Source organism: Aquabacterium sp., from assembly GCF_030652515.1.
Classification (GTDB): domain Bacteria; phylum Pseudomonadota; class Gammaproteobacteria; order Burkholderiales; family Burkholderiaceae_C; genus Aquabacterium.
In genome coordinates this window covers 25,394-51,507 of the sequence record NZ_JAUSAR010000011.1, presented here as the reverse complement: position 1 = coordinate 51,507, position 26,114 = coordinate 25,394, and the positions used below count along the sequence as shown (strand labels likewise).

General features: G+C 64.4%; 21 protein-coding genes. 6 read left to right on the top strand and 15 right to left on the bottom strand.

Annotation, left to right across the window (positions count from 1 at the left end; translation table 11 throughout):
- Window positions 1-205: 205 nt before the first annotated feature.
- From Q7V20_RS02500 to Q7V20_RS02480, 5 genes are read right to left on the bottom strand one after another with little or no spacing between them, the layout of a single operon-like run.
- On the bottom strand, window positions 206-1,552 hold the full coding sequence (locus tag Q7V20_RS02500) for a patatin-like phospholipase family protein (protein ID WP_304786830.1): 1,347 nt from the start codon (window positions 1,550-1,552) through the stop codon (window positions 206-208).
- A gap of 51 nt (window positions 1,553-1,603) precedes the next feature.
- Window positions 1,604-2,533, bottom strand: a complete 930-nt coding sequence (gene rocF, locus Q7V20_RS02495; protein ID WP_304786828.1) for an arginase — start codon at window positions 2,531-2,533, stop codon at window positions 1,604-1,606.
- A 26-nt stretch (window positions 2,534-2,559) separates the two neighbouring features.
- A complete protein-coding gene (locus Q7V20_RS02490) occupies window positions 2,560-3,465 on the bottom strand; it encodes a TIGR00730 family Rossman fold protein (RefSeq protein WP_304786826.1) in 906 nt (301 codons plus the stop codon).
- Entirely contained in the window at window positions 3,440-4,240 is an 801-nt protein-coding gene (locus Q7V20_RS02485) for a HesA/MoeB/ThiF family protein (protein WP_304786824.1), read from the bottom strand. Before Q7V20_RS02485 ends, Q7V20_RS02490 begins: the two co-directional genes overlap by 26 nt.
- Window positions 4,237-5,679, bottom strand: a complete 1,443-nt coding sequence (locus tag Q7V20_RS02480; protein ID WP_304786822.1) for a S41 family peptidase — start codon at window positions 5,677-5,679, stop codon at window positions 4,237-4,239. Before Q7V20_RS02480 ends, Q7V20_RS02485 begins: the two co-directional genes overlap by 4 nt.
- A 260-nt stretch (window positions 5,680-5,939) precedes the next feature.
- Between Q7V20_RS02480 and Q7V20_RS02475 the strand changes: the two genes are divergently transcribed.
- On the top strand, window positions 5,940-8,720 hold the full coding sequence (locus tag Q7V20_RS02475) for a CHASE domain-containing protein (RefSeq protein ID WP_304786820.1): 2,781 nt from the start codon (window positions 5,940-5,942) through the stop codon (window positions 8,718-8,720).
- 490 nt (window positions 8,721-9,210) lie between these two features.
- On the opposite strand, the gene Q7V20_RS02470 is transcribed toward Q7V20_RS02475, so the two are convergent.
- Together Q7V20_RS02470 and dinB are read right to left on the bottom strand one after the other, a co-directional pair.
- Complete coding sequence (locus Q7V20_RS02470) at window positions 9,211-11,073, bottom strand: nucleoside-diphosphate sugar epimerase/dehydratase (RefSeq protein ID WP_304786834.1); 1,863 nt, start codon at window positions 11,071-11,073, stop codon at window positions 9,211-9,213.
- A 28-nt stretch (window positions 11,074-11,101) separates the two neighbouring features.
- Entirely contained in the window at window positions 11,102-12,343 is a 1,242-nt protein-coding gene (gene dinB / locus Q7V20_RS02465; protein ID WP_304786832.1) for a DNA polymerase IV, read from the bottom strand.
- A 32-nt stretch (window positions 12,344-12,375) separates the two neighbouring features.
- Here dinB and Q7V20_RS02460 point away from each other — a divergent pair, with 32 nt between their 5' ends.
- Window positions 12,376-12,990: a hemolysin III family protein gene (locus Q7V20_RS02460; protein ID WP_304786818.1), complete on the top strand. Its 615-nt coding sequence runs from the start codon at window positions 12,376-12,378 to the stop codon at window positions 12,988-12,990.
- A 232-nt stretch (window positions 12,991-13,222) separates the two neighbouring features.
- Window positions 13,223-13,438, top strand: coding sequence for a cold-shock protein (locus Q7V20_RS02455; RefSeq protein WP_230178750.1), 216 nt, complete (start codon window positions 13,223-13,225; stop codon window positions 13,436-13,438).
- A 47-nt stretch (window positions 13,439-13,485) separates the two neighbouring features.
- Here Q7V20_RS02455 and Q7V20_RS02450 read toward each other — a convergent pair whose 3' ends face one another.
- Both Q7V20_RS02450 and Q7V20_RS02445 read right to left on the bottom strand, forming a co-directional pair.
- Window positions 13,486-14,511: an STAS-like domain-containing protein gene (locus tag Q7V20_RS02450; protein ID WP_304786814.1), complete on the bottom strand. Its 1,026-nt coding sequence runs from the start codon at window positions 14,509-14,511 to the stop codon at window positions 13,486-13,488.
- Between the two features lie 90 nt (window positions 14,512-14,601).
- Window positions 14,602-14,865: a DUF1653 domain-containing protein gene (locus Q7V20_RS02445; protein ID WP_304786812.1), complete on the bottom strand. Its 264-nt coding sequence runs from the start codon at window positions 14,863-14,865 to the stop codon at window positions 14,602-14,604.
- A gap of 147 nt (window positions 14,866-15,012) precedes the next feature.
- Between Q7V20_RS02445 and Q7V20_RS02440 the strand changes: the two genes are divergently transcribed.
- Window positions 15,013-17,226, top strand: coding sequence for a hypothetical protein (locus tag Q7V20_RS02440; RefSeq protein WP_304786810.1), 2,214 nt, complete (start codon window positions 15,013-15,015; stop codon window positions 17,224-17,226).
- Window positions 17,227-17,232: 6 nt separating this feature from the next.
- Here Q7V20_RS02440 and Q7V20_RS02435 read toward each other — a convergent pair whose 3' ends face one another.
- On the bottom strand, window positions 17,233-18,318 hold the full coding sequence (locus tag Q7V20_RS02435; RefSeq protein WP_304786808.1) for a GGDEF domain-containing protein: 1,086 nt from the start codon (window positions 18,316-18,318) through the stop codon (window positions 17,233-17,235).
- A 3-nt stretch (window positions 18,319-18,321) separates the two neighbouring features.
- Window positions 18,322-21,180, bottom strand: coding sequence for an EAL domain-containing protein (locus Q7V20_RS02430; RefSeq protein WP_304786806.1), 2,859 nt, complete (start codon window positions 21,178-21,180; stop codon window positions 18,322-18,324).
- Window positions 21,181-21,359: 179 nt separating this feature from the next.
- Between Q7V20_RS02430 and Q7V20_RS02425 the strand changes: the two genes are divergently transcribed.
- Window positions 21,360-21,575: a hypothetical protein gene (locus Q7V20_RS02425; RefSeq protein WP_304786804.1), complete on the top strand. Its 216-nt coding sequence runs from the start codon at window positions 21,360-21,362 to the stop codon at window positions 21,573-21,575.
- Window positions 21,572-22,117 (top strand): DUF1415 domain-containing protein, encoded by a 546-nt coding sequence (locus Q7V20_RS02420; RefSeq protein ID WP_304786802.1) that lies wholly within the window; start codon window positions 21,572-21,574, stop codon window positions 22,115-22,117. The genes Q7V20_RS02425 and Q7V20_RS02420 overlap by 4 nt, the downstream gene beginning before the upstream one ends.
- On the opposite strand, the gene arfB is transcribed toward Q7V20_RS02420, so the two are convergent.
- The 4 genes from arfB to Q7V20_RS02400 are packed head-to-tail and all read right to left on the bottom strand — an operon-like array spanning window position 22,114 to window position 26,113.
- The gene (arfB, locus tag Q7V20_RS02415) at window positions 22,114-22,518 is read right to left on the bottom strand and encodes an alternative ribosome rescue aminoacyl-tRNA hydrolase ArfB (protein WP_304786800.1); all 405 of its coding nucleotides are present in this window, start codon (window positions 22,516-22,518) and stop codon (window positions 22,114-22,116) included. The genes Q7V20_RS02420 and arfB overlap by 4 nt on opposite strands.
- A 3-nt stretch (window positions 22,519-22,521) precedes the next feature.
- Window positions 22,522-23,451, bottom strand: coding sequence for a Tim44 domain-containing protein (locus Q7V20_RS02410; RefSeq protein WP_304786798.1), 930 nt, complete (start codon window positions 23,449-23,451; stop codon window positions 22,522-22,524).
- 17 nt (window positions 23,452-23,468) lie between these two features.
- Window positions 23,469-24,977, bottom strand: coding sequence for a hypothetical protein (locus Q7V20_RS02405; RefSeq protein WP_304786796.1), 1,509 nt, complete (start codon window positions 24,975-24,977; stop codon window positions 23,469-23,471).
- Window positions 24,974-26,113 carry a GGDEF domain-containing protein gene (locus tag Q7V20_RS02400; RefSeq protein WP_304786794.1) on the bottom strand — a complete coding sequence of 380 codons (1,140 nt, stop codon included), beginning with the start codon at window positions 26,111-26,113 and terminating at the stop codon, window positions 24,974-24,976. The genes Q7V20_RS02405 and Q7V20_RS02400 overlap by 4 nt, the downstream gene beginning before the upstream one ends.
- Between the last annotated feature and the right edge of the window lies 1 nt (window position 26,114).

Here is a 26,114-nt window from a genome sequence, read left to right as displayed (position 1 = left end):
ATCTTTTCGCCAGCAGCAACTTTGTATTGCTTGCCGCCGGTTTTTATGACCGCGTACATAGGGAGACCTTTCAAATATCTGATGCCCGCTTGTCAAACAGCATCTCAAACAGGGTCGCGGCGATCAGATCAGGAAAAATCCTGGATCTTCTACACACGTCTGCATTGAGGCCGCATTGAAAAGAAGGCGACGAATCTCCGCACACTCAAAGTGCGAAGCTCTCGATGCTACCACGGGGTCTGCCGTTTTTGCAAGCATCAGGATTGAAGGCCCTGCTTTCCATGGACTGGGCGGCCAGGATCGGGCTGCTGCCCTCGCCCATGCTGGCGCCGAAAGGATCGGTGCCAGGCGCCGTCCCGTCCTGGGGCGCACCCCAGCCAAAAAACGCCGTCACCTCATCGCGCTTGGCCAGGGCATCGGTGAAGCCCAGGTGGATCAACTCGCGGGTGAACGACGATTCGAACAACAGATAGCTGGCCAGGGCCGAGCCCCGGGCGGTTTTGCCACGGCCGTAGACGCCGACCGCGCGCAGCATGCCGCGCACGGCGGGTGGCAAGGCCCACAGGTGGCGGGCTGCGATGTCGTCGATGCGCTGGCTGGGCGCGATCACCAGCACGTCCACCGGGCGCAGCGTTGAACGCTCGCGCGCTTCGGGCGAGAGCAGGCTCAGGGTGCTGTTGACGCGCTTCATGCGCTCGATGTCCACCGCCAGGGCGTCCAGGAAGATGCTGGACATGGCGTGACCGGCGATCTGCGCCAGGTTGGGATATTCGAGGATGGTGTCGCGCGGCGCGGGGGGTTCGTGCAGGCGGCCGGCACCGATCACCAGGATGCGGTCGGCGCCCAGGTGGATGGCCGGTGACATGGGCGCAGCCTGACGCATGGAACCGTCGCCGAAGTAGTGCGGGCGGCCGTTGACTGACAGTTGCACCGCCGGGAACACGAAAGGAATGGCGCTGGAGGCCATCAGGTGTTCGATCGACAGGCGGTCGCGCACGCTGATGCGCTGGGAACGGTCCCAGGAGGCCACCGGTTCGGCGCAATCGTAGAAGGTGACGTGCTCGCCCGTGGTGTAGCTGGAAGCCGATATCGCCACGGCGTGGAGGTGCCCCTCTTCCATGAGCTTGGGCAAGCGCTCGATCTTGAACAGGTCGGGCAGCAGTTCGCGCAGCGGTTCGTTGTCGAGCAGGGACCTCGGGCGGGCGCGGCGCCAACGGGCCAAAGCCCAGCCCAGCGAAAACAAGGTCAGCCATTGGGCGCCGCTGCGGATGATGCCCAGCGAGTCGGAGTGGTAGACCTGTTCGGATTTGAAATCGCGCCAGACTTCGACCATGGCGCGCACGGCCAGCTCGAAGTGGTCAGCCCGGCAGGCCAGACCCAGGCCGTTGAGCGCACCGGCCGAGGTACCCGAGATGATCTGGAAGGGATTGCCGCGCTGCTTTTCGCCGCTGTCGCGCCGGATCAGCATCATGGCTTGAAGCACACCGACCTGGTAGGCGGCGCGGGCGCCACCGCCAGTGAGGACCAAAGCTGTTTTTCCGGGCAGGCTCATAAGGCACTTATCGGCAAGTTGCCGCCAGATCTGAGTCGGAAGATACCCTCATCAGGGGCGAAGACGCATGAGGGTGGATTTGCCGAACAGGCTTTCGACCAGGTCGACCACCAGTTCGGCGGTTCTGTTTTGCAAGTCTCGGGCCGGGTTCAGCTCCATGATGTCCAGGGACGACAGGCGGCCGGTGTCGGCGATCATTTCCATGCAGAGCTGGGCCTCGCGGTAGGTGGGGCCGCCGCGCACGGCGGTGCCCACGCCGGGCGCGATGTCCGGGTCCAGGAAATCAACGTCGAAGCTGACGTGCAGGTGGGTGCGTTCGTCCACCCCCATCAAGGCCTGCTGCATGACGGCGCGCATGCCGTGTTCGTCCAGGTGGCGCATGTCGAAGACTTCCAGTCCCTGGGCGTGCACGAACTGGCGCTCTTGCTCATCGACGCTGCGCACGCCGATCAGGCGCAATTCGTCACGCGACAGGGCGGGCTGGGGCAAACCGGCGGCAGCCAGGTGCACCAGATCATCCGGCCCCAGGCCGAACAGCACGGCCACGGGCATGCCATGCAGGTTGCCGCTGGGCGTGATGTCGCTGGTGTTGAAATCGGCATGGGCGTCCAGCCAGATGACGCGCAGGTTCTGGCCGGTGGTGCGGCAATGCGCCGCCACCGCACCGATCGAACCCATGGCCAGGCAGTGGTCGCCGCCCAGCAGCATGGGCAGATCGCCCGCGTTCAAGGCGGTGGACACGGCTTGGAAAACCTGCTGGTTCCAGGCCAGCACTTCCTTCAGATGGCGGTGCCCATCGACGGGCGGCTGCCAGGGGTTGGTGGGCCCGATCAGGTTGCCCCCATCGTTGACTGCCAGGCCCAGCCGGGCCAAGGCCTCGGGCAAACCTGCGACGCGCAAGGCCTCGGGGCCCAGGCCGGCCCCGCGCATGCTGGCCCCAACGTCGGTGGGCGCGCCGATGAGTCTGACGGTGTCGTTCATGCGGGCCCCTTTTGGTGATGCCAGCTTTACCAGCCGCAGGCCGAGTCCTTGTCCGGCCGACCCAGGCCATAGACCTGCTGCAGCGTTTCCCAGGCTTCCTCGGCGGTTTCAACGTAGCGGAACAGGTGCACATCGCCCGGGCTGATCATGCCGGTGTCCACCAGGTGGTCGATGTTGATGAGCTTGGTCCAGAACTCGCGCCCGAACAGCAGCACGGGGCGCTTTCGGCATTTGCCGGTCTGCATCAGGGTGAGCGCCTCGAACAGCTCATCCAGTGTGCCAAAGCCACCGGGGAAGCACACCAGGGCCACCGAGCGCATCAGGAAATGCATCTTGCGCAAGGCAAAGTAGTGGAACTGGAAGCACAGCCGGGGCGTGATGTAAGGGTTGGGCTCTTGCTCGTGGGGCAGCACGATGTTCAGGCCGATGCTTTTGCCACCCACCTCGAAAGCGCCCCGGTTGCCCGCTTCCATGATGCCGGGGCCGCCGCCGGTGACCACGTAGATCGGCGTTTGCAATTGGGCCGAATTGACGGTGACCAGGGTGGCGAACTTGCGGGCCTCTTCGTAGTAGTTGGACATGTCCAGGTGCCGACGGGCCTGGCGCACGGCCACTTCGCGCTCGGAGCCGTCGGGCAGCGCCTCCGCTTCGGTCAGGCGGGCCTGGGCCTCGTCGGCCGGCAGGATGCGGGCGCTGCCGAACATCACGATGGTGGATTTGATGCCCTCCTCGCGCTGGACCATCTCGGGCTTGAGCAGTTCCAGTTGCATGCGCACGGGGCGCAGGTCGGGGTTGAGCAGGAACTCCGGGTCGGCAAACGCCAGGTCGTAGCTGCTGTCGGCCCCCGCGTACAGCGAGGGCTTGGCGGCGTTGCGCGCATCCTGAACCGCCGTGGGGAAGTTACGTTCAAGCAGTTCTTTGGGGTTGTTCATGTTGTTCAGTGCCTCGTGGTCCACACACTGAGCACGCCGACTCTCGGCGCGCCCTCAATTCAGTCCAGCGCCAGCTGCGGCCATCCAGCATCAACAGGCGCCCTGCCAATGAGATGTGTGCCGCGTTGTCATTCAGCCCTGCCAGCAGTTTGAGCGCTTCGCCCGCCTGCATCACGCCCAGCATGCCAACCACCGGGGCAAAAATACCCAGGGTGGCGCAGCGCGTCTCGGGCGGCGGCTGGTCTGGCGGGAACAGGCAGGCGTAGCAAGGCGATTCGGGGACGCGGGGATCAAAGACGCTGATCTGCCCGTCAAAGCGCACGGCCGCAGCCGACACCAGGGGCACGCCAGCCAGGTGGCACGCGCGGTTGATCAACTGGCGGATGGCGAAGTGGTCGGTGCAATCGAGCACCACGTCGGCCTGGGGCACCCAGTGAGCCAGCAGGGCGGCATCGGCCGCCTGGGGCACCGTGTGCACCTGCACTTCGGGATTGATCTGCGCCAGGCCCTGAGCGGCCGACGACACCTTGGTCTGGCCGACCCGCTCGGTCGTGTGCACGATCTGGCGCTGCAGGTTGGTCAGATCGACCGTGTCCGGGTCGATCACCGTGATGCGCCCCACGCCGGCGCTGGCCAGGTACATCAGGGCCGGAGCCCCAAGACCGCCTGCCCCGATGACCAGGGCGTGGGCGTTCAAGAGATGCGTCTGTGCCTCTTCCGACCACTCATCCAGCAAGAGATGGCGGCTGTAGCGCAGGCGTTGGTCGTCGTTCACTGCGCCTTGGTGTCCTCGGGCTTGCGCTCGGTCATGGTTTTGGAGACGATCACCGGCTTGCCCTTGAGCTGGGCCACGGCCTGCTGAAGCTGGAAGTCTTCAGCACTGCCGAACTCAGGCAGCGGTTTGGGCGGCTCGTTCTTTTTGGCCGAGGCCTCTTCCAGCTTCTTCATGGCTTCTTCGCGGGCCTTTTCACGGGCGGCGTCCTTGACCTCGCTGCCCTGGCCGCTGCCAATGTGCTTTTCCAGATCGGCTTCACGGGTGCGCAGGGCGCTGAACAGGTTGCCTTCGGCGGTTTCGTCCAGCATCACGTCGGGCACGATGCCCTTGGCCTGGATGGAACGGCCGCTTGGCGTGTAATAACGCGCCGTGGTGATCTTGAGCGCGGTGTCGGCCGTCAGCTGGCGCACGGTCTGGACCGAGCCCTTGCCGAAGGTCTGCGCACCCATGATGACGGCCCGCTTGTGGTCTTGCAGCGCGCCAGAGACGATCTCGCTGGCCGAGGCCGAGCCTTCGTTGACCAGCACCACCAGCGGCACATTCTTGATGGCGGCTGGCAGTTTGGCCAGCGGATCGGCACCCAGGCGGCGGGTGTAATCCTCGGGGCGGGCCTTGAAGATGGCCTTGGATTCGGGGATCTGGCCGTTGGTGGACACCACCGTCACGTCCTTGGGCAGGAAAGCGGCCGACACGGCGATGGCGCCTTCCAGCAAGCCACCCGGATCGTTGCGCAGATCAAGCACCAGGCCCTTCATCTTGGGGTCGTCCTTGAAGAGCTTGTCGGCCTTGGCGACGAAGTCTTCCACCGTGCGGTCCTGGAACTGGGTGACGCGGATCCAGCCGTAGCCCGGCTCCACCATCTTGGCCCGCACGCTTTGCACGCGGATTTCTTCACGGGTGATGGTGACGGGGAAGCTGCGGTTTTCAAGCTTGCGGAAAATGGTCAGGACCACCTTGGTCTGAGGCTCGCCCCGCATGCGCTTGACGGCCTGGTCCATGGTCAGGCCCTTGACGAAGGTATCGTCGATCTTGGTGATCAGGTCGCCGCTCTTCAGGCCAGCACGGAAGGCGGGCGAGCCTTCGATGGGCGAGACGACCTTGACGAGGCCGTCTTCCATGCCGATTTCAATGCCGACGCCCACGAACTTGCCCGTGGTGCCTTCGCGGAATTCCTTGAAGGTGGTCTTGTCGAAATAGGTGGAGTGGGGATCGAGGCCCGACACCATGCCGCCAATGGCGTCGCTGATGAGCTTTTTCTCGTCCACCGTTTCAACATAATCGGTCTTGATCATGCCGAACACGGCGGCCAACTGCTGCATCTCTTCCAGTGGCAAGGGGGCCACGGTGTTGCGAGCGGTGGCCTGGAACTGCATGGTGGTCAAACCGCCGGCCAGCACACCCAGTGCCACCCAGCCCGCAATCTTGAATTTGGAAGTCATGGCCAATGGTGCCTTTTCGAACCCGCAACGAACCTGCAATGCCACCTGAAACCCTCAGATGGCGAAATGTTTTTCCAGTATAGGACCGACCAATGCGGGACAAAGTTCAATAAGGCCATAACTTGGCCTCTGTATGGGGCTTTGCACCGTTTAGTCGCAAGAAGCTGACGATCAACCCCGGATCTCCCCCTCACGCGAGGGTGCCAATGGGTGCTAAGGTGCGCAAAAAAATCCACTCACCGAGACTCGGAAGGACGTCCATGCGCCAGGCTTTAGCCCCCACATCGCCTTGGACTCGGGGTTTCATCACCTGGTTGGTCTACACGGGCGCTGGCGTGCTGGCGCTGGGCTTGGCCTCGCCCCAAGACCATGTGGAGCCGCTTTACCTGTCTGCCGGGTTCGGGCTGGCCTGCGTGCTGGGGTGGGGGAAAGCCATGGTGCTGCCGGTGGGCCTGGGCTCGGCCACGGTGCTCACCATCGCCCATTGGCATGCCCAGGATCCTGTGGATTTCTGGCCCTTTGCGGCGCTGGCGCTGGTCACCGGGCTGGGCGCCGCGCTGCAAGCCTGGGTGGCTGCACGCTGGTCCACGCCAGGTGCCGACCAGGATTTACCCCTGGAACACCCTTTCGACATCGGGCGATTCCTGCTGATGGCCGGGCCCGTGTCGTGCCTGATCAACGCCAGCGTGTCGGTGCCCGCCATGGTCGCCCTGGGCGTTTTACCGGCTTCGCAGGCCACCCAAGCCGCCTTGTCATGGTGGGCCGGGGACACCCTGGGGGTGTTGATTGGCACGCCACTGATGCTGACACTGGTCGGTAGGCCGGTCGATTTGTGGCGGGCTCGGCGTTTGATCGTGGGCGTGCCTTTGCTGGTGACCACGCTGTTGCTGGGCCTGACGATCCACCAGGTGCAGTTGTGGGAAGCCGAGCGCGCTCAATCGGTGTTCGACCATGACGTAGAGGCTGTGGCCAATGACGTGAATCTGCGGATCAATGGCTACCTGCATGCCCTGGAGGCTCTGCATGGGCTGTACATCGGGTCGGCCGAGGTCAGCCGACAGGAGTTCAAACGGGCCAGCACCTACTGGCTGAGCACGCTGAGCGGCATCCAGGCCACGGGCTGGACCGAACGGCTGACCCTGGACGAGATCCCCAGCTTCGAGGGACGCCAGCACGCCGAGGGCCTGAGGCAGTACCAGATCCACGACACGCGCGCGCGATTGGTCCCGAAAGGGCCCGAAGTGGCGGCCATCCGGTTTGTGGAGCCCATGGCCAGCAATGAAAAAGCGCTGGGATACAACTCCCTGTCCAGCCCTGCCGCCAAGGACGCTTTCGAGCAGTCGCGGCGCGAAGACCGGCCAGCTGCCACCAAGGGGCTCGAGTTGGCGCAGGAGTCCGACCAGCAAACCGGTGTGGTGATCTACAGGGTGGTTTACCAAGGTCAGCCCTACACCCCGCAGGCCCGCGTGCAGAGCACCCGGGGCGCGGTGTTTCTGGCGCTGCGCATGGACGACATGATCAAGGCCATGACACACGGGCTGCCCGCCTACCTGAGCGCCTGCCTGATGGATGCCAGCCAAGGCCCCCCGGCTTTTCTGGGTGGTGCGACCCAGTGTTCAAAGGGCGTCCCCGATCAAAAACAAGCCTACCAAAGCGTGACCCCCATCGAGTTCGCGGGCCGCCAATGGCGCCTGGTGACCTGGGCCCATGCGCCGGTGCCGGTGGTGGCGGGCCTGGCCTGGTCATGGCTGCTGGCCATTGGCGGCGTGGTGCTGGCCGCAGCCCTGGGCGCTTTGCTGCTGGTGATCACCGGACACACGCGGCGCGTGGAAGCCGCCATGGACGTGGCCCGGCGGCAAAAAGCGGCGGCGGAAACCGCCAATCGGTCGAAAAGCGAGTTCCTGTCACGCATGAGCCATGAGCTGCGCACTCCGCTGAACGCCGTGCTGGGTTTCGCGCAGGTGATGGACTTGGACAAGCAGTCGCCCCTGACGCCCACGCAATCCCAACGGCTGCAGCAGATCCAGCAGGCCGGCTGGCATTTGCTGGACATGATCGACGACGTGCTGGACTTGTCCCGCATCGACACCGGCACGCTCAAGCTGAACACCGAAGTCGTGCCCATCAACGAAGCCGCCATCGCGGCGATGGACATGGTCCGGGAGTTGGCCCAGAAACAGAAGGTGCATTTGCTGGACCCAGACCCCGCACCGGCAGGTTGGGGCGTGAAAGCCGATGCGATCCGCCTGCGCCAGATCCTGATCAACCTGCTGAGCAACGCCATCAAATACAACCGCCCGGGCGGCACCGTCAAGGTGTCCATGGGGATGGCTTCGCTGCCAGGACAGGACGAGTGCATCAGCGTGGCCGTGCAAGACAGCGGCCTGGGCATGAACGCCGAACAGTTGGCCCAACTGTTCCAGCCCTTCAACCGCCTGGGCCGCGAACGGTTGGCCCCCGATGGCGCGGGCATTGGCCTGGTGATCAGCCAGCACCTGGCCCAACTGATGGATGGCCAACTGGACGTGCGCAGCGAGGCTGACAAGGGCTCCACCTTCACCTTGACCTTGCCGGCCGCCAAGCTGCTCATGCCCAAGCCCATCGCGCCACCGACGCCAGCACCCACCAGCGTCATCACCAAGGTCAACCAGCCCGTGCGCCATGTGCTGTACGTGGAAGACAACCACGTGAACAGCGAAGTCGTGCGCGGTGCGCTGGCCTCGCGCGCCTGGATTCGCTTGACGGTGGCGCCCACCATTGAAGAAGGCCTGGCCGTTCTGCACGACCGGCTCACCGGGCCCGCGCCCGACCTGGTCTTGCTGGACGTGCACCTGCCCGATGCTTCCGGGCTGGAGTTCCTCACGCTGATGAAGGCCAACCCTCAGACCGCGGCCACGCCAGTGATCATGATCTCGGCCGATGCCATGCCCGAGCAGGTGGACGCCGCCCTGTCAGCGGGCGCCTATTGCTACCTGACCAAGCCGGTGCAACTGCCCGCCTTGCTGGTGCACGTGGACGACCTGCTGGCCACGCACAGTTAGGGTGGTGGGGGCGGGCAAGGCTTGGGCGCTTGATATCGGCAGCGCGGGGCGGGGGCTGGGTCGGCATCCGTCGGGGCTTCAGGTGGGTGGTCCCGCTGTTGGCGGGACCACCCACCCAGGCGCCCCGCCGAATACCGCCCCAGCTCCTTTTCGCCCCGCTGGGGGTGTCGCACGGCCCATTGGTGACACGCCACCTTGATCGTGCTTTTCAGAATGCTGTTGGCACACCACCTCGTGCCAAACCACTAGCGAGGCGATCAGGGAGTCGCCGGTGGCTGGCAGGGCGACGTGGGGGGCGCCGAGGCGCGCAGCCTGGGGCGGAAAAAGGATCGTCCGTTGTTTGAGCACGAAGTGCGAGTTTCGGACGATCCCCGCCCCAGGCGAGCACCGAGGGAAGTCCATCGCGAAGCGGTGGACCGCCACCATCGGAGCCCTGCCAGCCACCGGCGATTCCCAGCCTCGCGCTCCACTCAAAACGCATCAAACAAGCCTAACGGGGCTGGTACTCCGGCACCAGGCCATGCAAACGCTGGCGCAAGGTGCTGGGCACGCTGGCCGATTCGTCCTGGGCCAAGGCCAGCAGGCGCTCGATCCAGTCGGCGGGCAACTCGCCGCGCAATTGCGCCAGACGCAGGCGCGGGTGCGGCGTGGGCAGCGAAGTGTCGGCATCGGCCAGCAACTCTTCGAACAGCTTCTCGCCGGGGCGCAGGCCGCTGAACACGATGGGGATCTCGGCCTCGGTGTGGCCAGACAGCAGGATCATCTCGCGCGCCAGGTCGGCGATGCGCACGGCCGCGCCCATGTCCATCACGAAGACCTGGCCCGACTCGGCCAGCACGGCCGCCTGCAGTACCAGTTGCGCCGCTTCGGGGATGGTCATGAAGTAGCGCGTGATGTCGGGGTGAGTGACCGTGACCGGTCCGCCCTTGGCGATCTGCTCCTTGAACTTGGGGATCACGCTGCCGCTGGAGCCCAGCACATTGCCAAAGCGCACGGCCATGTAGCGCGTGCCCGGCATCTGCACCGCCCAATGCGAGACGACCATCTCGGCCGCGCGCTTGGTGGCGCCCATCACATTGGTCGGGTTGACGGCCTTGTCGGTCGAGATGAGCACGAAGCGTTTGACGCCGCATTCACCGGCAGCCTGCGCCACTTGGTAAGTGCCCAGGGTGTTGTTGCGCAGGGCGATCCAGGCGTTGTCGTCTTCCATCAAGGGCACATGCTTGTAGGCCGCCGCGTGGAAAACCAGGTCGGGTCGATGCGCGTTCATCACGCGACGCAGCTCGGGCAAGTCCTTCACATCGCCCACCAGGCGCACCAGGGGCACGCGCGGGAAGCGCTCGCTCAAATCCTGCTCGATGTTGTAGAGCGCGAATTCGCTGAGTTCGAACAGCACCAGACGACTGGGTCCGAAACGCGCGATCTGGCGGCACAGCTCGGAGCCGATGGAACCGCCCGCGCCCGTCACCATCACGGTCTGGCCACTGAGCAGGGCCGACAGCGCGGACTCGTCCAGCTTGACGGGCTCGCGGCCCAGCAGGTCGTCGGGTTCGATGTCGCGCACACGCTCGATGCGCGAGCCGCCTTCGCGCAACTCATCGGCGCTGGGCACGGTCAATACCGGCAGGCCGGTCGCGGCCGCCATGTCCAAAGCGCGCTTGCGCTGGGCGCCGCTGGCCGAGGGCATGGCCAGGACCAGGTGGGTCACGTCGTCGAGCGTGCCTTCGTCCTGGAGCTTGTCCAGCCCACCCCACACGGTGACGCCGGCCATGCGGGCACCATGCTTGCGCGGATCGTCATCCAGCAAGCCCATCACGGTCCAGCCTCGGTGCTGGATGCCCGCGATCAGCAACTTGGCCGCCGCCCCCGCTCCCAGCACAATGGCCCGGCGCCCGGTCGCATCACCGCCCTGGCGCCTCGCCCGCGACTGCTCGCTGAGCATGCGCACCAGCATGCGCGCCAGGGACCAGGTGAGCAGGACCATGAGTGGGTGCAGGGCCAGCACGGCGCGCGGAATCTCCACCAACTGCGCCATCAAGACCACCACCGCGCTGGCCAGGCCGCCACCCAGGCAGACCCAGCCCAGGCGCGTGATCTCGTTGAAACTGGTGTAACGCCAGGCCGCGCGCGGCACGCCCAGGGCCCAGGACACCGCGCCATACACCGCGATCACCCCCAACAACACCACCGTGTCGTAGCTGGGCCGTTCATGCAACCAGCGCTCGACCCCCATGCGGAACAGGTAGGTGGCGTGCCAGGCCAGCACGATCAGCCAGGCATCGACCAGAAGGACGGCCGCCTGGCGGTGTGGGCGCAGAACGTGGGCAATGCGGTCTAGTCGGTTCCAGATCATGGTGGGCAAGGCAAGGGGCCACGATGGGCTAACCCTCCATTGTGCGCTGGGTTGGCGCATCCTCCCAGTCGAACAACGGCAAGGTGTAGGCCAGCAGAGGCTCCTTGAGCACCGGGGCCACCTCCACCGCCGGGACATCCTCCAGCTTGCACAGGGCGCCCGCCCGCACGCCCAGCAAGCGCAGGCGCTGGTCCAGAGGCACTTTCTTCAGGCAGCGTCCGGCCCACAGGCGGATGTCGCGGGCGTCGGCGGTGTGGGCCGCCAAGGTGATCTCGCGCGTGGCGATCTTGAAGTCGGTGTAGCGCAGCTTGACGCCAATCGTCTTGGCCACATAGCCCTTGCGGACCAGGTCGCCCGCCAGCTTCTCGCACAGGCGCGTGAAGATCTCGCCCAGCGCATCGCGGTCGTCGCGCGCGTGCAGGTCGCGTTCGAAGGTGGTTTCGCGGCTGATGGATTTGGGCTCGCGCCAGGTGACCACGGCGCGCTCATCGCGGCCATGCGCGGCCTCGTGCAGCCAGGCGCCGTAGTTGGCCCCGAACTGCTCGATCAGCCAGGCGGGTTGCGCCGCGGCCAGATCGCCAATGGTATGGATGCCCAAGGCTTCCAGCCGGGCCGTGGATTTGGGGCCGATGCCATTGATGCGCTTGGCGGGCAAGGGCCAGATGCGCACAGGGATATCTTCCTCGGTCAGCACCGTGAGCCCATCGGGCTTTTCCAGATCCGAGCACAGCTTGGACAAGAGCTTGTTGGGCGTCACCCCCACCGAACAACTCAGGCCAGTGGCCTCGCGCACCCGGTCCTTGATGCGCTGGGCCAAGGCGCGCACACCGCCATGGGGGTCATCCCCCACCGCATCGTGCACGCCGGGCAAGGCATTCAGGTCGATGTAGATCTCATCGACACCCCGGTCTTCGATGATGGGCGCGATCTCGGCCACGGCAGCTTTGAAACGGCGTGAATAGGCCCGGTACTGCTCGAAATCCACCGGCAGCAACACGGCCTGCGGCGCCAACACTGCCGCCTTCATCATGCCCATCGCGGAATGCACACCCAAAGCGCGCGCCTCGTAGGTGGCGGTGGTGACCACGCCACGGCCGGCATAGTCGCGCAGCACTGAAAAGTGGCGCGTGCCGTCATCTTGCATGACGGGTTGATGACGCTGGCCGCCACCAATCACCACGGGCTGCCCCCGCAACTCGGGGTAGCGCAGCAACTCCACGGAGGCGTAAAACGCGTCCATGTCCAGGTGGGCGACCCAAGAGCGTGTCATCATCAACGTCGGATCAAACAGGGCTTGTTGTCATGTACCACGGAGAACGATTCAACAGTGTCACGCACTTGCTGGGGCTGGCGTTGGCCGTGGCGGGCTCGGCCGTGTTGATCGCGCAGGCTTTGCAGGCCGGCGATGCCTTGAAGATCGTCAGCTTCAGCATCTTTGGCCTGACGATGGTGCTGCTGTACGCGGCCTCCACGATGTACCACAGCATCCGCGGCGCCAGCAAGGAGCGCTGGGCCAAGGTCGATCATTGCGCCATCTATTTGCTCATCGCGGGAACTTACACCCCCTTCACCCTGGTCACCTTGCACGGCACGCTGGGCTGGTCGCTGTTCGCCTTTGTGTGGACGCTGGCCGCCATCGGCATCTGCAAGGAGCTGTGGTGGGGCCGTGACACCGTGCCCTCGGTGCCGCTGTACGTGCTGATGGGTTGGTGCGGCGTGGCAGCGGCCGTGCCCTTGATGAATGGTCTGCAAGATGGTGGCTGGCGTTGGCTGGTGGCGGGCGGGCTGCTCTACACCGTGGGCATCATTTTCTACGTGATCGACAAGCGCATGCGGCACGCCCATGGCATCTGGCATTTGTTCGTGCTGGGCGGCACCGCCAGCCACTATTTCACCGTGCTGAAATTCGTGGCGTGACATTTTGGTGCAATGCAGGTACATTAGGCCCACAGACATGCACAAGACCGTTTCCTCAAGGTCTTCGTTTTCTACCGCCAGGCACGCTGAACTTGTTCAACGCTGCTGACACGGTCCAGGTTTCAACTCCCGGTTTGACGTTTCTTGAGTGTTTCTGCCGCACAGGTCTTGCCCACAAGCAAGCTTGAGCGGATTCTTAATTTTTTCAATCACTCTACAAGGAACAACATCCATGAGTACGACACAAACTGGCACCGTGAAATGGTTTGACGACGGCAAGGGCTTTGGCTTCATCGCTCCTGAAGATGGCAGCAAGGACCTGTTCGCCCACTTCAGCGAAATCCGCAGCGAAGGCGGCTTCCGCAGCCTGCAAGAAAACCAACGCGTGGAATTCGAAGTCAAGCAAGGCCAAAAGGGCCCCCAAGCTTCGAACATTCGCCCGCTGTAATTCCAGCGCGCGTTGATCGCACCAAAAAGCGGCTTAGGCCGCTTTTTTCATGCCTGACCGGAAATCGTGGCGTGGACCAGATTGGCCACTTTGGGCGACATGTTCTCGGCCACCAGTTCCAGTTCGGGATGCTGGCCAGCGAACACGCGGAACAGCTCATCGGCAAAGCTGTGGCCGATGTCGGACACACCGCTGAAGTCGATCCGGGCATGGCTGAACTGCTGCAACCTGGACGCCGCACGGCGGGCTTGCGAGCGCGAATCCAAGGCAGTGTTGGTCGACAGCAGCAGGCGCAGCGGCACGCGGGTGCGGTCAAACGCGATGCCCTGGCGATCGGTGCTCCACACGTTCAGCACCGACTCCAAGGTGCGTTCGGTGTCGAGCGCGATCGAGGCGTACACCGACGTGCCCTGGCGGGCCAAGGGCTTGCCACAATGCCAGCCCCCGCCATCCCAGCCACGCCGCTGGAAGTTCGAGCCATTGGCATGCACCTCGAACACATCGGCCAGTTGGGCCGAGAAAAACAAGCCACGGCCGGTGTGCCGATCAGGCAGGCTGGTGAGCTTGCCCTTGCTCAGCTCCAGCATCGCGTGCTGGGCATCATCAATGGCGAACGATTCGCGGATGCGGTCGAACAAACCACGGCCATCGTCGGACACCAGCAACTGCACATGGTTGGGCGTCTGGCGCAAGGACACGGTGACGGTGGTGCCCCCGCTGTGGTCAATCGCGTTGTTCAGGATCTCGTTGAAGACGTGCTGGGCCATGCGCTGCACCGAGGGTGGCAACACAAAGTTGGGCATGAAGTCGCGCTCCCAAGGCACGTCTTCCACCAGGCCTTGCAATGGGTAGCTGGCCACCACCTGCCGAAACAATCCAGGGCGGTACACAGGCCTTGAGACCGAGCCTTGCTTGACCAGCCAGCCGGCCTCCACCAGGCGCGCCACGGCTTTGCGGGCCGCCGGCTTGCTCGAATGCACACGTTCGGCCACGTGCGCGATCAGGTCATCGGGGTGGCGCACCGCGACGGTGGTGATCCAGCCCATCATTTGGTGAAGGTTGAGGCGTGACATGGTCGGCATCCTTTTCAGCTGACCCCAGTATCTGGCGTTGCCCCAAAAACTTAAACACCGAATTGACCAGTGCAAAGCCCCGCTTTTTGATCAATGCAGGGCGCCGTCGTGGCCAGCATCGACCCATTCAAAACGGGCTTGATCAAGACCATCGATGGTGATGCGGCCCGTGAACATGGCATAGGGGCGCACCCACAAAGCGCCTTCGCCATACAGGGGCCGGTAGACCACCAGGGCCTCCAGTGTTTCGCTGTGGCGGGCCACGCCATAGACCTGGTAGCGCTCGCCTTTGTAGTGGCGGTACACGCCCAGTTTGATCGCGGGCAATGGCAGCACAGGACGTTCTTCACTCATGACTCAGCTCCTCGAATGACGTGGGTGATGAGGCCCCCTAATGTGAACCAGCCTCATCCCTAAGGTATGGGGAAGCGCTGAACAGCCTGCAGACCTAGAGTCCCGACAAGCCTTGACCCAAGGCGCATCAACTCAGGAGCGCAGACCATGAACACCACGGACAACACCCATCCCATCGACATTGTCGTGCAGGCCGAACTGCCCGACGACACTTCTTCGCACGGCAAGACCAGCGCGGTGGCCTATGTCTTCAGCTCGGAGGCCAGGTTGCTGGCCAGCACACCGTTGACCGAGAAAGGCGAGGCACGACTGAAGTTCACGGCCGCTGGCACCGCCACTGGCTTGCGCGTGCTGGTGGGCCCGGCCACCAGCGAGAAAGTGCCCAGCTTTGACGAGTTGATTCGCCGTGGCGCACTGGAGCAGCACCTGCGCTACAACCCGCGCATGCCGGTGCTGCAAGCGCGCTTCAAGGTCTTCCCCGACATCTGGCATTGCTGGTGGCGCAGCGCCTGTTTCGTCAAAGGCAATCTGATCAAGCGCGTGCAGATCGGGGGCACCTGGGAGAACTTTCCGGTGTGCAACGCCACCGTCGAAATCTACGAGGTGGACCCGCTGTTCATCATCATTCCCAAGCTGCCCGAGCTGGTCATCGAGCGCTTGCGCGAGCTGATCGTCAAGCCACGGCCTTTCCCCGAGCCCGTGCCTGAGATCGGCCCCGTGGCACCGATGCTGCGCGTGGCCCAGTCCGAGCACCGGCTGGATGCCGAGGGCGCGCGCCTGCTGACGCAACTGAGCGATGCCACCGAGCTGCGCTACCTGGCGCAGGTGGGCAGCCGCCTTCAGTTCCAGCAAGCCCTGATCAAGAACCCCATCCTCATCCGACCCTTGCTGTGCTACTTCTACCCCCGCTTCGTGACCAAGCAGCGCGTGGGCACCGCGCACACCGACGAGTGTGGCCACTTCAGCACCTTGTTCTTCCAGGGTTGCCTGAACCACGACACGCCCGACCTGTACTTCAAGGCCACGCAAAAGCTGTTCGGCTTCTTTGACGTGTCGATCTATGCGCCCACGCCCATCGCCTGCCACACCTGGTGGGACTACCAGTGCGGCACCGAGGTCACGCTGTACACCAACAGCCCATTGGCGCACACCTGTTCGCCCTGCCCACCCGTGGTCGGCCCCGAGGGCCATGGCCGTTGGGTCGCCTTCCTGGCCATTGGTGGCACGCCCTTGAGCAAGATTTACGGCACCAGCAAAGAGCTGCACGACACCAAGCCACCTGCTGAAGTGGCGGCCAAGCTGGGCTTGACTGAAGCAGGCCAGCCTTGGGGCAGTTTGCTGCGCCCGCGCTTGCTGTTCTCCAACGAACTGGAGGCCCTGGGCGTGCGCTACTACCAGGTCTCGTGGCGGCGCGGCAGCAGCGGCAGCTTCGTGCCCCTCAAGGACGGCATCCAGCACTACTACCGGCACGACGTCAGCACACCCACCGGCGACGTCCCGGCGTGGACGCCCTACACCTTGGGGCCTGCCCCCGTGGCCGATGGCACCGGACACTTCGTGCCCGACCTGACCAAGATCCCCTATGAATCGGTGGCGCCTGAAGGCGTGTGGGACACCCCGCCCAGCGGCGGCGAAATCGTGGAACACCTCACCAGCGCCAAGTTCCCGACCTCCGCCTTGGCCCCCGGCCTGGCCTTTCACGACGACGGCACGATCGTGGCGGGCACCTCGGATGAAAGCAGCCGCTACCAGCTCAAGGTGGACCTGTTCGATGCGCAAGGGCAGCCCATCAACATCGCGGCCCTGGGCATCAAGTACGTGGTGCCCGATGTGCCCGACTTGAGCGGCACCATCTACACCACCGACGCTGCCCCCTTGGGCCTGGTCTCGGGCAACAGCATGGTCATCACCCTGCACGTGGACAACAACCGCTGCTTCGCATCCATCGGTGCGCCATCCATCGGTGCCACGCTGGCCGACCCGTGCTGTGGGGTGCTGATCTCGCAACCGGCTGACAACGTGTCCATGCCCTACACGGCCTACCACCCACACGGCTTTGCACAGTACAGCTTCAGTGTCGTGCGAGGCACGCAAGCGGTGGTGAGCCGCAATTCATCGGTGGACGACCCCGGCACGCTGGTCAATGAGGACACGGAAGGCGGTACCGCCGTCGAGACGGTGCAGAACCTCATGACGTTGAACCCGGCCCCAGGATGTAGCGGCGTTAACTGCGTGGTGGCCGGGTTCAGCGAGAACCTGTATGTGGACTCGATGGCCACGGACGGCTGGGGCTCCGAGTTGGGCTACGACGCCAGCGACGTGCGCGCCTTCGTGCTGTCGACCGTGGCCTTGCCGAGCTGAACCGGGTCAGGCCCGCAGGAGGACATCTTCTGGGGCCAATTCAACCCGGTTGCGGCCACCGCGCTTGCCTTGGTACAAAGCCTTGTCGGCGCGGGCAATGGCCTGCTCGATGGGCTCGTTGAGGTGCAGGTTGCTGATGCCGAAGGTCATGGTCACGTTCAAAAGACCATCCTTGCAAGGCACCTGAAGCTGGGCGATGGCCTCGCGCAGGCGGTTGGCCACCATCTCCGCACCAGGTGAGGCGGTTTCCGGCAAAAGGAGCAGGAACTCTTCGCCACCCCAACGGGCGGCGTGGTCCACGTCGCGCACGCCGGAACGCAAGATCTTGGCCACCTCCTTGAGTACATCGTCACCGGCCTCGTGGCCGTGGGTGTCATTCACGGTCTTGAAGTGGTCCACATCACACAGGATGAAGGACAAGGGCCGGCCATCGCGGCGCTGCTTGGCGGCCTCAGCCACGGAGGTGTCCAGCACGCTGCGGCGATTGCGCAGGCGCGTCAGCGGATCGGTGGTGGCCATCTCGCGCAGTTGTTGCTCGCTTTGCAGCACGAAGCGGTAGTACATCCCGGCCAGGAGGACCAGGATGGTCAAGGCGGAGAACACGGTGAAGTAGTGCAAGCCATTGAGCAGCGAGCGGTCCAGCTCGAACCATGGCGCGGCCTCGCGGCGAGCAAAATCCAGCCAGAGGTACAGGGCCATCAGGCCGAGCACCACTGGGACCTTGCCACGCCATAAAGGCAGGGTGCTGACCACCATCACGGGCGGCACGCACATGATGTAGATGTGGAACCCGCTGTCCCAGCCCACGTAGAAGACAGCCAGCACGGCATGCCCGACCACCTCGGTGGTGATGAGCATCCACGCCCAGGTCACCTGGTGGCGCATGGCCAGGCCAAAGGTGAGCACGTAGCACAGGATGCTGCCCACGTTGATCATCGCCATGTCCTTGATGCCATTGACATGGAACAGCACCAGGAAAGCCAGGTGCGTGAAACCGCACATGACGGACACACCCAACATCATCTTGCGAAAGAGTTCTGCGCTGGTGTTCTGATCGGATGGGATGGGCGAGGCGAACGCCTGGTTGCCCATGTTTCAGCCCCCGCTTCCGTTGTGCGTCCACTGCGCCAGCAGCGCCACGAAATCGGCCAAAGGCACCGGCTTGCTGTAGTGGAAGCCCTGGGCCAGGTGGCAGCCCCACGCACCCAGGTGGTCGCGCTGCAGGGCGGTCTCCACCCCCTCGGCCACCACTTCCATGCGCAGGCTGCGGGCCAGGGTCACGATGGCCTTGGCCAGCACGGCGCTGTCGCGGTCGGTGGTCAGCTCGCGGATGAAAGAGCGGTCGATTTTCAAGGTATCCACCGGGAAGCGGGTCAGGTAAGACAGGGCCGAGTAGCCCGTGCCAAAGTCATCGATGGCGATGGTGAACCCCATGCCATGCAAGGCTTCGAGCATGGATCGGATGTCCACGCGGTCATTGAGGAGCAGGCTTTCGGTGATCTCCAGCTCGATCCACTCGGCCAGGCAGCCGGTGTCCTCCAGGGCGCGAGACACTGTGGCCACCAGGTCGCCCGAGTAAAACTGGCGGGGCGACAGGTTGACCGCGATCTTCAGGGGCTTGCCATGCTGGTCGTGCCATTGGCGGGCCACGGTGCACGCCGTGCGCAGGGCCCATTCGCCCATGTCAATGATCAGGCCCGTGTCTTCGGCAATGCCGATGAAGCGATCGGGCGGGACCAAGCCACGCTCGGGATGGCGCCAGCGCATCAGCGCTTCAGCGCCCACCACGCGGCCAGACGAAAGCTCGACCTTGGGCTGGTAGAACAGCTCCAGCTCATTGCGTTCAATGGCCTTGCGCAGATCGCCTTCGATCTTCAGCCGCTCCAGCGCCGTGGCCGTCAACTCGCGGGCGTAGAACTGGAAGTTGTCGCGGCCGCAATTCTTGGCGTGGTACATGGCCGCATCGGCATGGGCCATCAGCTCGTTCACCTCGGTGCCATCGGCGGGGAACATCGCGATGCCCGCGCTGGCGGTCACGAAGATCTCGGTGTCGTTCAAGGCCACCGAAGCCTCGAAGACGTGTTTGATGCGGCTGGCCACCACGTCCAGGTCGGAGGGCTGACGGATCTGCGGCACGATGATGGCGAACTCGTCGCCGCCCAGGCGGGCCACGGTGTCGTACTCGCGCAGGGCCTGGGACAAGCGTGAAGCCACCGATTTGAGCAACACGTCACCGGCACCGGTGCCCAGCGAATCGTTGATCTTCTGGAAGTGATCAATGTCCAGCAGCACCACGCCCACGCTGCCGCCCTGGCGGTTGGCATCGGCCATGGCCAGCTTCAGTCGGTCATGCAGCAGGGCGCGATTGGGCAAGCTGGTCAGCGGGTCGTAGAACTCCAGCTGATGGGTCTGCCGTTGCAGGGCTTTCAAGTCGGTCACATCCTGGGTGACGCCCAAGGCCCGCACGGCGCGGCCATCCTGGCCGTACTCCAGGCGCACCCAGCTGTGGGTTTCACGTTGGCTGCCATCGGGCAGGATCAGGCTGTGTTCGTAGCTCAACTCGCTCTGGCGTTTGGCGAACGCGTCCTGGTACAACAGGAAGGTCGAGGCACGCTCGTCGGGCAACATGATGGCCTGGAAATCCTCCATCGTGAGGTCGCCATTGCTCGACAAGCCCAGCACATCCAGGCCCACGCGGCTGATCGATGATCGCCGGGTGACGTAATCCCACTCCCAATGGCAGATGCGCGCAATGCGTTGGGCATCCTCAAGGCGGCGTTCAGTGGCCTCCAGGGCCGAGATATCCCGGCCAATCGACAGCACGCTGATCACCTCGCCAGACTTGTCGCGCTCAGGCACGATGCGAAGGTGAACAGTGCGATCACGCCGGTCCTTGTCTTTCAAGCGGTAGGTGAACTCTTGCAGCTCGCCCGTGCTGAGGGCCAAAGCCAAGGTGCGCTCGTATTCGCGCGCCTGGGGCGCATCAATGTGGTCGCCGGGACGAACCCCGATCAGGGCTTCCCGAGGTTGGCCCAACCACTTGACCAGGGCCTCGTTCACATACACGCGGCGGCAGTCGCGGTCGTAGCGCGCAATGTTGTCCGGGGTGTTCTCGACCAGGACGCGGTACTCCTGCTCGCGGGCCCGCAACCTCTCGTCGGCCAAGGCCCGCTCGGTGAAATCCTGCGAGACCGCGAAGAAGGTTTTGGGCTTGCCCTTGACGGTGTAGGCGATCTCGGCATCCAGGTGCAGGTGGCGCACCTCGCCATCGACCACCACGGTGTAGTCGTACTGAACCGTGCTGTCGCGCCTCTGGATGGCTGTCTCGTACAGATGCCTGATGCGCTTGCCTTCCTCCTCGGAGTGGATGGCCAACAACTCTTCGGTCGTGGGCGACCAGCCTGGCAAACGGCCCATCAGGCGGCAGGCATGGTCGGACATGCGGGCCTTGTTGCTGGCCAGGTCCAACTCCCAGAAGCCAATCTTGGCCAGCCCTTCGGCTTTCTCCAGCTTGGCTTGCAGTTCTTTGTGCGCGGTGATGTCATGGCAAACCGACATCACCCCCACCACGCGGCCCACCGCGTCGCGCTCAGGCACCAGCCTGACCTGGCACCAGCGCACGGTGCCATCGGGCAGGCCCCACTCCATCTCGAAACCGGACGCGGTGCCCAAGCGCAGCACGTTGTGCAAGCGCTCGGCATAAGCTTTGGCGTCGAACACGAAGGGAAGTTCCTGCGGCAAGGCGCCCACGATGGTGTCCATCGGCTGCCCGGAAACGAAGACCAGGGTGGCGTTGGCGTAGATGCAGCGCAGGGTGGCATCGTGGCGCATGATCGCGTCCGGCGAGCTGTCCACCAGCTGTTTGAACAGCGCCTGATGCTCCGAGAGTGTTCGGGCCAGGGTGGTCTCCACGGTCATCGCGGCACCCCGCAAGAACGCATCTGCCACCGACATTCGGTGGCTTGCTCAGCGGTATCGCGGCTGGTGAGAGTGAAGCTCATGGATGGCAGACCCTGATCGGATGCTTGTGTGTTTGTTCGACAGCGTTCATGAGGTTTCGGCCTGCGTTCATCAAACTTGAATGCACTCGCCCCAAACCTGGGAAAATGCGCAGCCTTCACCCTGGAATCCTCATGAACCACGCCCTTGTGCGCACCTGGTGCCGTCGCCTACTCCCGCTGTTGGGCCTGGCCTGCCTGCCAGGGTGTGCCGTGGTGGGCGCGGCCGCCAGCGTGGCGGGTGCCGCGGTGTCCGTGGCCAGCACCGTGGTGGTCACCACCGTGTCGGTGACGGGCAAGGTGATCGAGAAAACAGTCGATGTGGCCACTTCTTCCGACGAGCAACCATGAACAAATTCACACCCGACGAGGTGATCGCGGCCACGCGCCTTTGGCTGGACAAGGCCGTGATCGGCCTGAACCTGTGCCCGTTTGCCAAGGCCGTGCAGATCAAGCAGCAAATTCGCTACGTGGTCAGCGAAGCCACCAGCGAAGAAGCCTTGCTGGCCGACCTGCTGCGTGAGTTGCAGTTCCTGCAAAGTGCCGACCCGGAAGAAGTGGAGACCACCTTGCTGATCCACCCCGGCGTGCTGGCGGATTTTCTGGACTACAACGATTTTCTGGAGGTGGCGGATGCCGCCGTGGGCGAACTCGACCTGGAAGGCGAGTTGCAGGTGGCCAGCTTTCACCCGGACTACCAGTTCGCGGGCAGCGATGCGGACGACATCGACAACTTCAGCAACCGCTCGCCCTACCCCACTTTGCACCTGCTGCGCGAAAGCAGCATCGACAAGGCGGTGGAAGCGTTTCCGGACGCGGCCAACATCTACGAGCACAACATCGAAACCTTGCGCGCGCTGGGCCACGAAGGTTGGAAGAAGCTCTGGGTTTAGTCGCTGCTCACCCGCCCGCGCGATGACTTGATCTGCGAACGCTGGCTCTTGCCTTCCAAACGGCGCTGCTTGGCGCCGTAGGTCGGCTTGGTGGCTTTGCGAAAACGGGGAGGACGGGCCACGCTGTCCACCAGCTCGGCCAGGCGCCGCAAGGCTTCGGCGCGGTTTTGCTCCTGGCTGCGGTATTCCTGGGCCTTGATGACCAGCACGCCATCGGCGCTGATGCGCCGATCGCTCAAGGCCAGCAGCCGCTCTTTGTGCTCGTCGTTCAGGGCTGACGACGCCCGGATGTCAAACCGCAGGTGGATCGCACTGGACACCTTGTTGACATTTTGGCCACCCGCGCCTTGCGCGCGGATGGCCCGAAGCTCGATCTCTTCGTCCGGGATGGGCACGTGCATGGATCAGGCGGTTTGCGCGATCCCCGCGATGGCCCACTCGCCACTGCCCGCCTTGGGCTTGGCCAAGTGCCAGATTTCGTCAAAGGTGGTGGTCGGTGCGTCTTTCTCTTCGCGGATCAGGCCATGGAAGCGCACGCTGACGATCTGGCGATCAGCCTCGTCGGCGAAATCCAGAACTTCAGCGTTCAGCTGGACCACGTCGGTCACCTGAGGCGCGTTGCCACGATCTTGCAGTTCCAGCTTGAAGACGGCGAACATCTCGGGCGTGGAGAACTGGCGCAGATCGTCCAGGTTGGACGCATCGTTGGCGGCCTGCATGCGGATGAAGATCAGCTTGGCGATGCGTTCAAACGCGGGGGCGTCGAAACCTGGGGGCAGGCTGGAGGCCGAGCCTGCGGCCACCGACGCAAAGCTGGGGCCGCTGAGCATGCCATCGCTGCTCACGCCTTGGGGCGCGACGGACATGTCGCGGCTCATGGGCTGCGTGGGTGGTGTGGGCACGCGGGCAAAGTCATTGGGCGACAGGCGAGGACCGCCGCTGGTGGCGGGCACGGGCGACTGGTTGCCAAAACGCCGCATCAACCAGCGGATGACAAAGAAGGCAGCCACGGCCAACAGCGCCATCGTGATCATGTTGCCCAAAGCGGCGCCCATGCCCAGGTGGCTCATCAGGGCGGCGATGCCCAAACCGGCGGCCAGGCCAGCGATCGGGCCCATCCAGTTGCGCTTGGGCGCCACGGTAGGAGGCACGGCTTGAGCACCCGGTGCGGCCGTGGGCTTGGCCGCTTGTTGCTGCGCCGGTGAGTTTTGCGCAGGCATCTGGCGTTTCATGCCAGACGAACTGCCGCCGCCCAGGCGCTTGGCCTCGACGTGCTGCGCCACGAAAGTCAGGCTGAGCACAGCCATGCACACGCTCATCAGGATTTTTTTCAATTCAACGCTCCAAAAATTCAACGGGTCGGCACACCAAAAGCCAGGCCCCAAGCCAATTCAACCACAGGACTGTCGAGCTTGCCTTTCAAAGCGCGAATGCGACCGACGCCCAAGTGGGCCCTACTTTGGGGGCCCAAGTCCAAATTCAAGCGGAGCATGGGCTGCACGACGGCACCGCCATCGGTGTCAATCCCACCACCACCTGCAGCACCGGCGAGCAATTCAGCCCCCACCGACCATTTGTCGACAAAAACCGGTGATTGCACGCCCGCGCCCACCAAGCCCACAGAATACGCGCCCGCGTCGCCGTTGAACGCACTGTGGGCCTGTCCCGTTAAGTAAAGAAGTTCGGTCAGAGAGCGGCGCAACACCAACCCCACTGACTGCATGGATTTGTCGGGACCATTTTTTCGCGCCGCACCATCCACGTGCTCCAGGGCCAGATTCCATTCCATGCCCTCGATCCAGGAGCGGGACGACAGGCGGCCCAGGGCGGCGGGGGCGTTGGAAGGGTGGTCCAGGTCCCACCCGATCGAGGCTTGCGCGTAACGCGCCCGGAACGAGCCCTGCGGCGCGGTCACGGCCCCGCCTTCCAGTGACACGAAAAAATCTCGACTGAGGTGCCAACTGACGGAAACACCCGCTTTGGCCAGCAGGCCGCCATCGGTGGGCACAGCGCCGCCGCCGCCCAGGCCCAGTGCCGCCCGGGCACCAACGGCCAAGGGTGTGCCTTTGATGGGCTGCTCAAACCCCAGGTTGGCCAGGACCTCGGCATACCCCCCAGCGCCGCCGCCAGCCGCCCCGGCCGCCTCCAAGCCCCAGTAGACATTCGGGTGCAGCCAATGGTCCAGGCGAAAACCCGCCAAACCAATGCGCTGCTGGCGACCGTCACCACGCGGCTCATCGACCGCGCCCACGATGCTGATGCGGTCAAAACCCATGCCGCCACGGGCCCAGATCGAGGAGCTTTTGCCCACGGCGGAGGGCAAGGTGTAGACAAAGTCGCCATCCACCGCCAACACCAGGCCAGCCTGGTTGGAGCGGATGTCGCCATTGGGAAAACGCACGCTGGATGCAGACAGGCCCGCCCACACACCAGGCCCATTGGTGACCCCGCTCAAGCGCCACAACAGGTCAAGGTGCGGGCGCAGCATCAGGCCGCCGCCCACCGGCGCGCCACCGCCACCACCACCGCCCGCGAACAGCCCCAGCTCCAACCGCACCCGGCTGGCCAGAGGGAGCCGGTAGGCCAGCTCGGCCCCGCCGACAAAGAAGCCGCCTCGGTGCCCCGTGGCGGCGCCGTACACCGCCGGGCCACCCAACCAACCGGGGGCAAACGCCATCAGGTAGCTGCCCCCCAGCAGGCCCATGGCCTCGTCACCCGGCAAGGTGATGGTCTCGAAACCCAGGCGGGTAGAGACCGACAAGGCGCGCGCGCCATCCGATGGTTTGGATTGAGCCTGTGCCCCCCCGATGCCCAACAGGCACAGCACACCAAGCCCCAAAAGGCTGATTTTTTGAGTCATCCCTCCATTGTGGACGACTTGGAGGGCACGACATCCGACCAGATCACGGTGCGGTTTCGGCCGCCCTGCTTGGCACTGTAGAGCGCCTTGTCGGCCCGTTCGATGCAGGCCGCCAGGTTTTCGCCAGGTTGGTAGGCGCTCAAACCGGCAGAAAACGAGGGATGCAAGGCCAGGTGGTCCTTGGCCATGGTCACGTTCCGCAAAGAGTCCCTCAGCCGCTGGATGCCACGCTCGGCGTCCTGGGCGGTGGTGCCCACCAGCACCAGCATGAACTCCTCGCCACCCCAGCGGGCCAGCACATCGGTCTCGCGCGTCATGGCGGCCGCGTGGCTGGCAAAGTTGCGCAGCACCTCGTCGCCCACGTTGTGGCCATGCGTGTCGTTGATCTGCTTGAAGAAGTCCAGGTCGAGGATCGCCAGGCAGAAGTCGTGGCCCGACGAGCGCGACAGGCGCCGCTGGTGCTCGTCCAGCACCGACATCATGTGGCGGCGGTTGTAAAGGCCGGTCAGCTCATCGCGCGTGGCCAGCACCTGGATGCGGTCCAGGGCCTGCGTCAGCTCTTCCTGCTTGGTGCGCAGCCGGGTGCGCAGGTTGCTGAGTTGCGCGGTCAACACCGAGATGGTGGGCACGGAGGACACCACCAGGGCAAAGTGCACCGATTCCAGCGCCACCGGGTAGCCCACCGCGTCGGTCACCGTTTTATAGACCATGACGATGCCCGTCAGGACCACGGCATAGGCGCCCGCGATCTTGGCATCGCGGGCATGGAGGTTGAAGATGCCAAAGACCAGCACCAGCGTGAGCAGCATCATCGTGGCGCCATGAAAGACCCCGGTGATGGCATAAGCGGCCACGATCCAGGTCAGGGCCGCCAGGATTTGCGGCAGGGTCAGCGAGGGCTCGGCAAAGCGCTGGTTCAAACCGCTGCGCAAGAGGCCGTACCAGACCACCACGTTCAACAGGATGAGCCCGGACAGCAGGCCGGCTTCGTCGGCGCGCATCAGCCCCTGCTGCGAGGCGAAGCCCATGATGCCCATGCACAGCACATAGACATTGGCGGCCATGAGGGAACGGATGATTCGCACCCGCTGCTTGGAATCGGTGCTCAGCAGCACCGCCAGGAGTCGTTGGATCAAA

Coding starts and splice junctions, on each gene's coding strand:
- Q7V20_RS02445 (WP_304786812.1), bottom strand. CDS start 14,865: ATGAGTGAAGAACGTCCTGTGCTGCCATTGCCCGCGATCAAACTGGGC.
- Q7V20_RS02470 (WP_304786834.1), bottom strand. CDS start 11,073: ATGATCTGGAACCGACTAGACCGCATTGCCCACGTTCTGCGCCCACAC.
- Q7V20_RS02405 (WP_304786796.1), bottom strand. CDS start 24,977: ATGACTCAAAAAATCAGCCTTTTGGGGCTTGGTGTGCTGTGCCTGTTG.
- dinB (WP_304786832.1), bottom strand. CDS start 12,343: ATGACACGCTCTTGGGTCGCCCACCTGGACATGGACGCGTTTTACGCC.
- Q7V20_RS02430 (WP_304786806.1), bottom strand. CDS start 21,180: ATGTCGGTGGCAGATGCGTTCTTGCGGGGTGCCGCGATGACCGTGGAG.
- Q7V20_RS02475 (WP_304786820.1), top strand. CDS start 5,940: ATGCGCCAGGCTTTAGCCCCCACATCGCCTTGGACTCGGGGTTTCATC.
- Q7V20_RS02480 (WP_304786822.1), bottom strand. CDS start 5,679: ATGACTTCCAAATTCAAGATTGCGGGCTGGGTGGCACTGGGTGTGCTG.
- Q7V20_RS02500 (WP_304786830.1), bottom strand. CDS start 1,552: ATGAGCCTGCCCGGAAAAACAGCTTTGGTCCTCACTGGCGGTGGCGCC.
- Q7V20_RS02440 (WP_304786810.1), top strand. CDS start 15,013: ATGAACACCACGGACAACACCCATCCCATCGACATTGTCGTGCAGGCC.
- Q7V20_RS02435 (WP_304786808.1), bottom strand. CDS start 18,318: ATGGGCAACCAGGCGTTCGCCTCGCCCATCCCATCCGATCAGAACACC.
- arfB (WP_304786800.1), bottom strand. CDS start 22,518: ATGCACGTGCCCATCCCGGACGAAGAGATCGAGCTTCGGGCCATCCGC.
- Q7V20_RS02490 (WP_304786826.1), bottom strand. CDS start 3,465: ATGAACAACCCCAAAGAACTGCTTGAACGTAACTTCCCCACGGCGGTT.
- Q7V20_RS02425 (WP_304786804.1), top strand. CDS start 21,360: ATGAACCACGCCCTTGTGCGCACCTGGTGCCGTCGCCTACTCCCGCTG.
- Q7V20_RS02460 (WP_304786818.1), top strand. CDS start 12,376: ATGTACCACGGAGAACGATTCAACAGTGTCACGCACTTGCTGGGGCTG.
- Q7V20_RS02455 (WP_230178750.1), top strand. CDS start 13,223: ATGAGTACGACACAAACTGGCACCGTGAAATGGTTTGACGACGGCAAG.
- Q7V20_RS02420 (WP_304786802.1), top strand. CDS start 21,572: ATGAACAAATTCACACCCGACGAGGTGATCGCGGCCACGCGCCTTTGG.
- Q7V20_RS02450 (WP_304786814.1), bottom strand. CDS start 14,511: ATGTCACGCCTCAACCTTCACCAAATGATGGGCTGGATCACCACCGTC.
- rocF (WP_304786828.1), bottom strand. CDS start 2,533: ATGAACGACACCGTCAGACTCATCGGCGCGCCCACCGACGTTGGGGCC.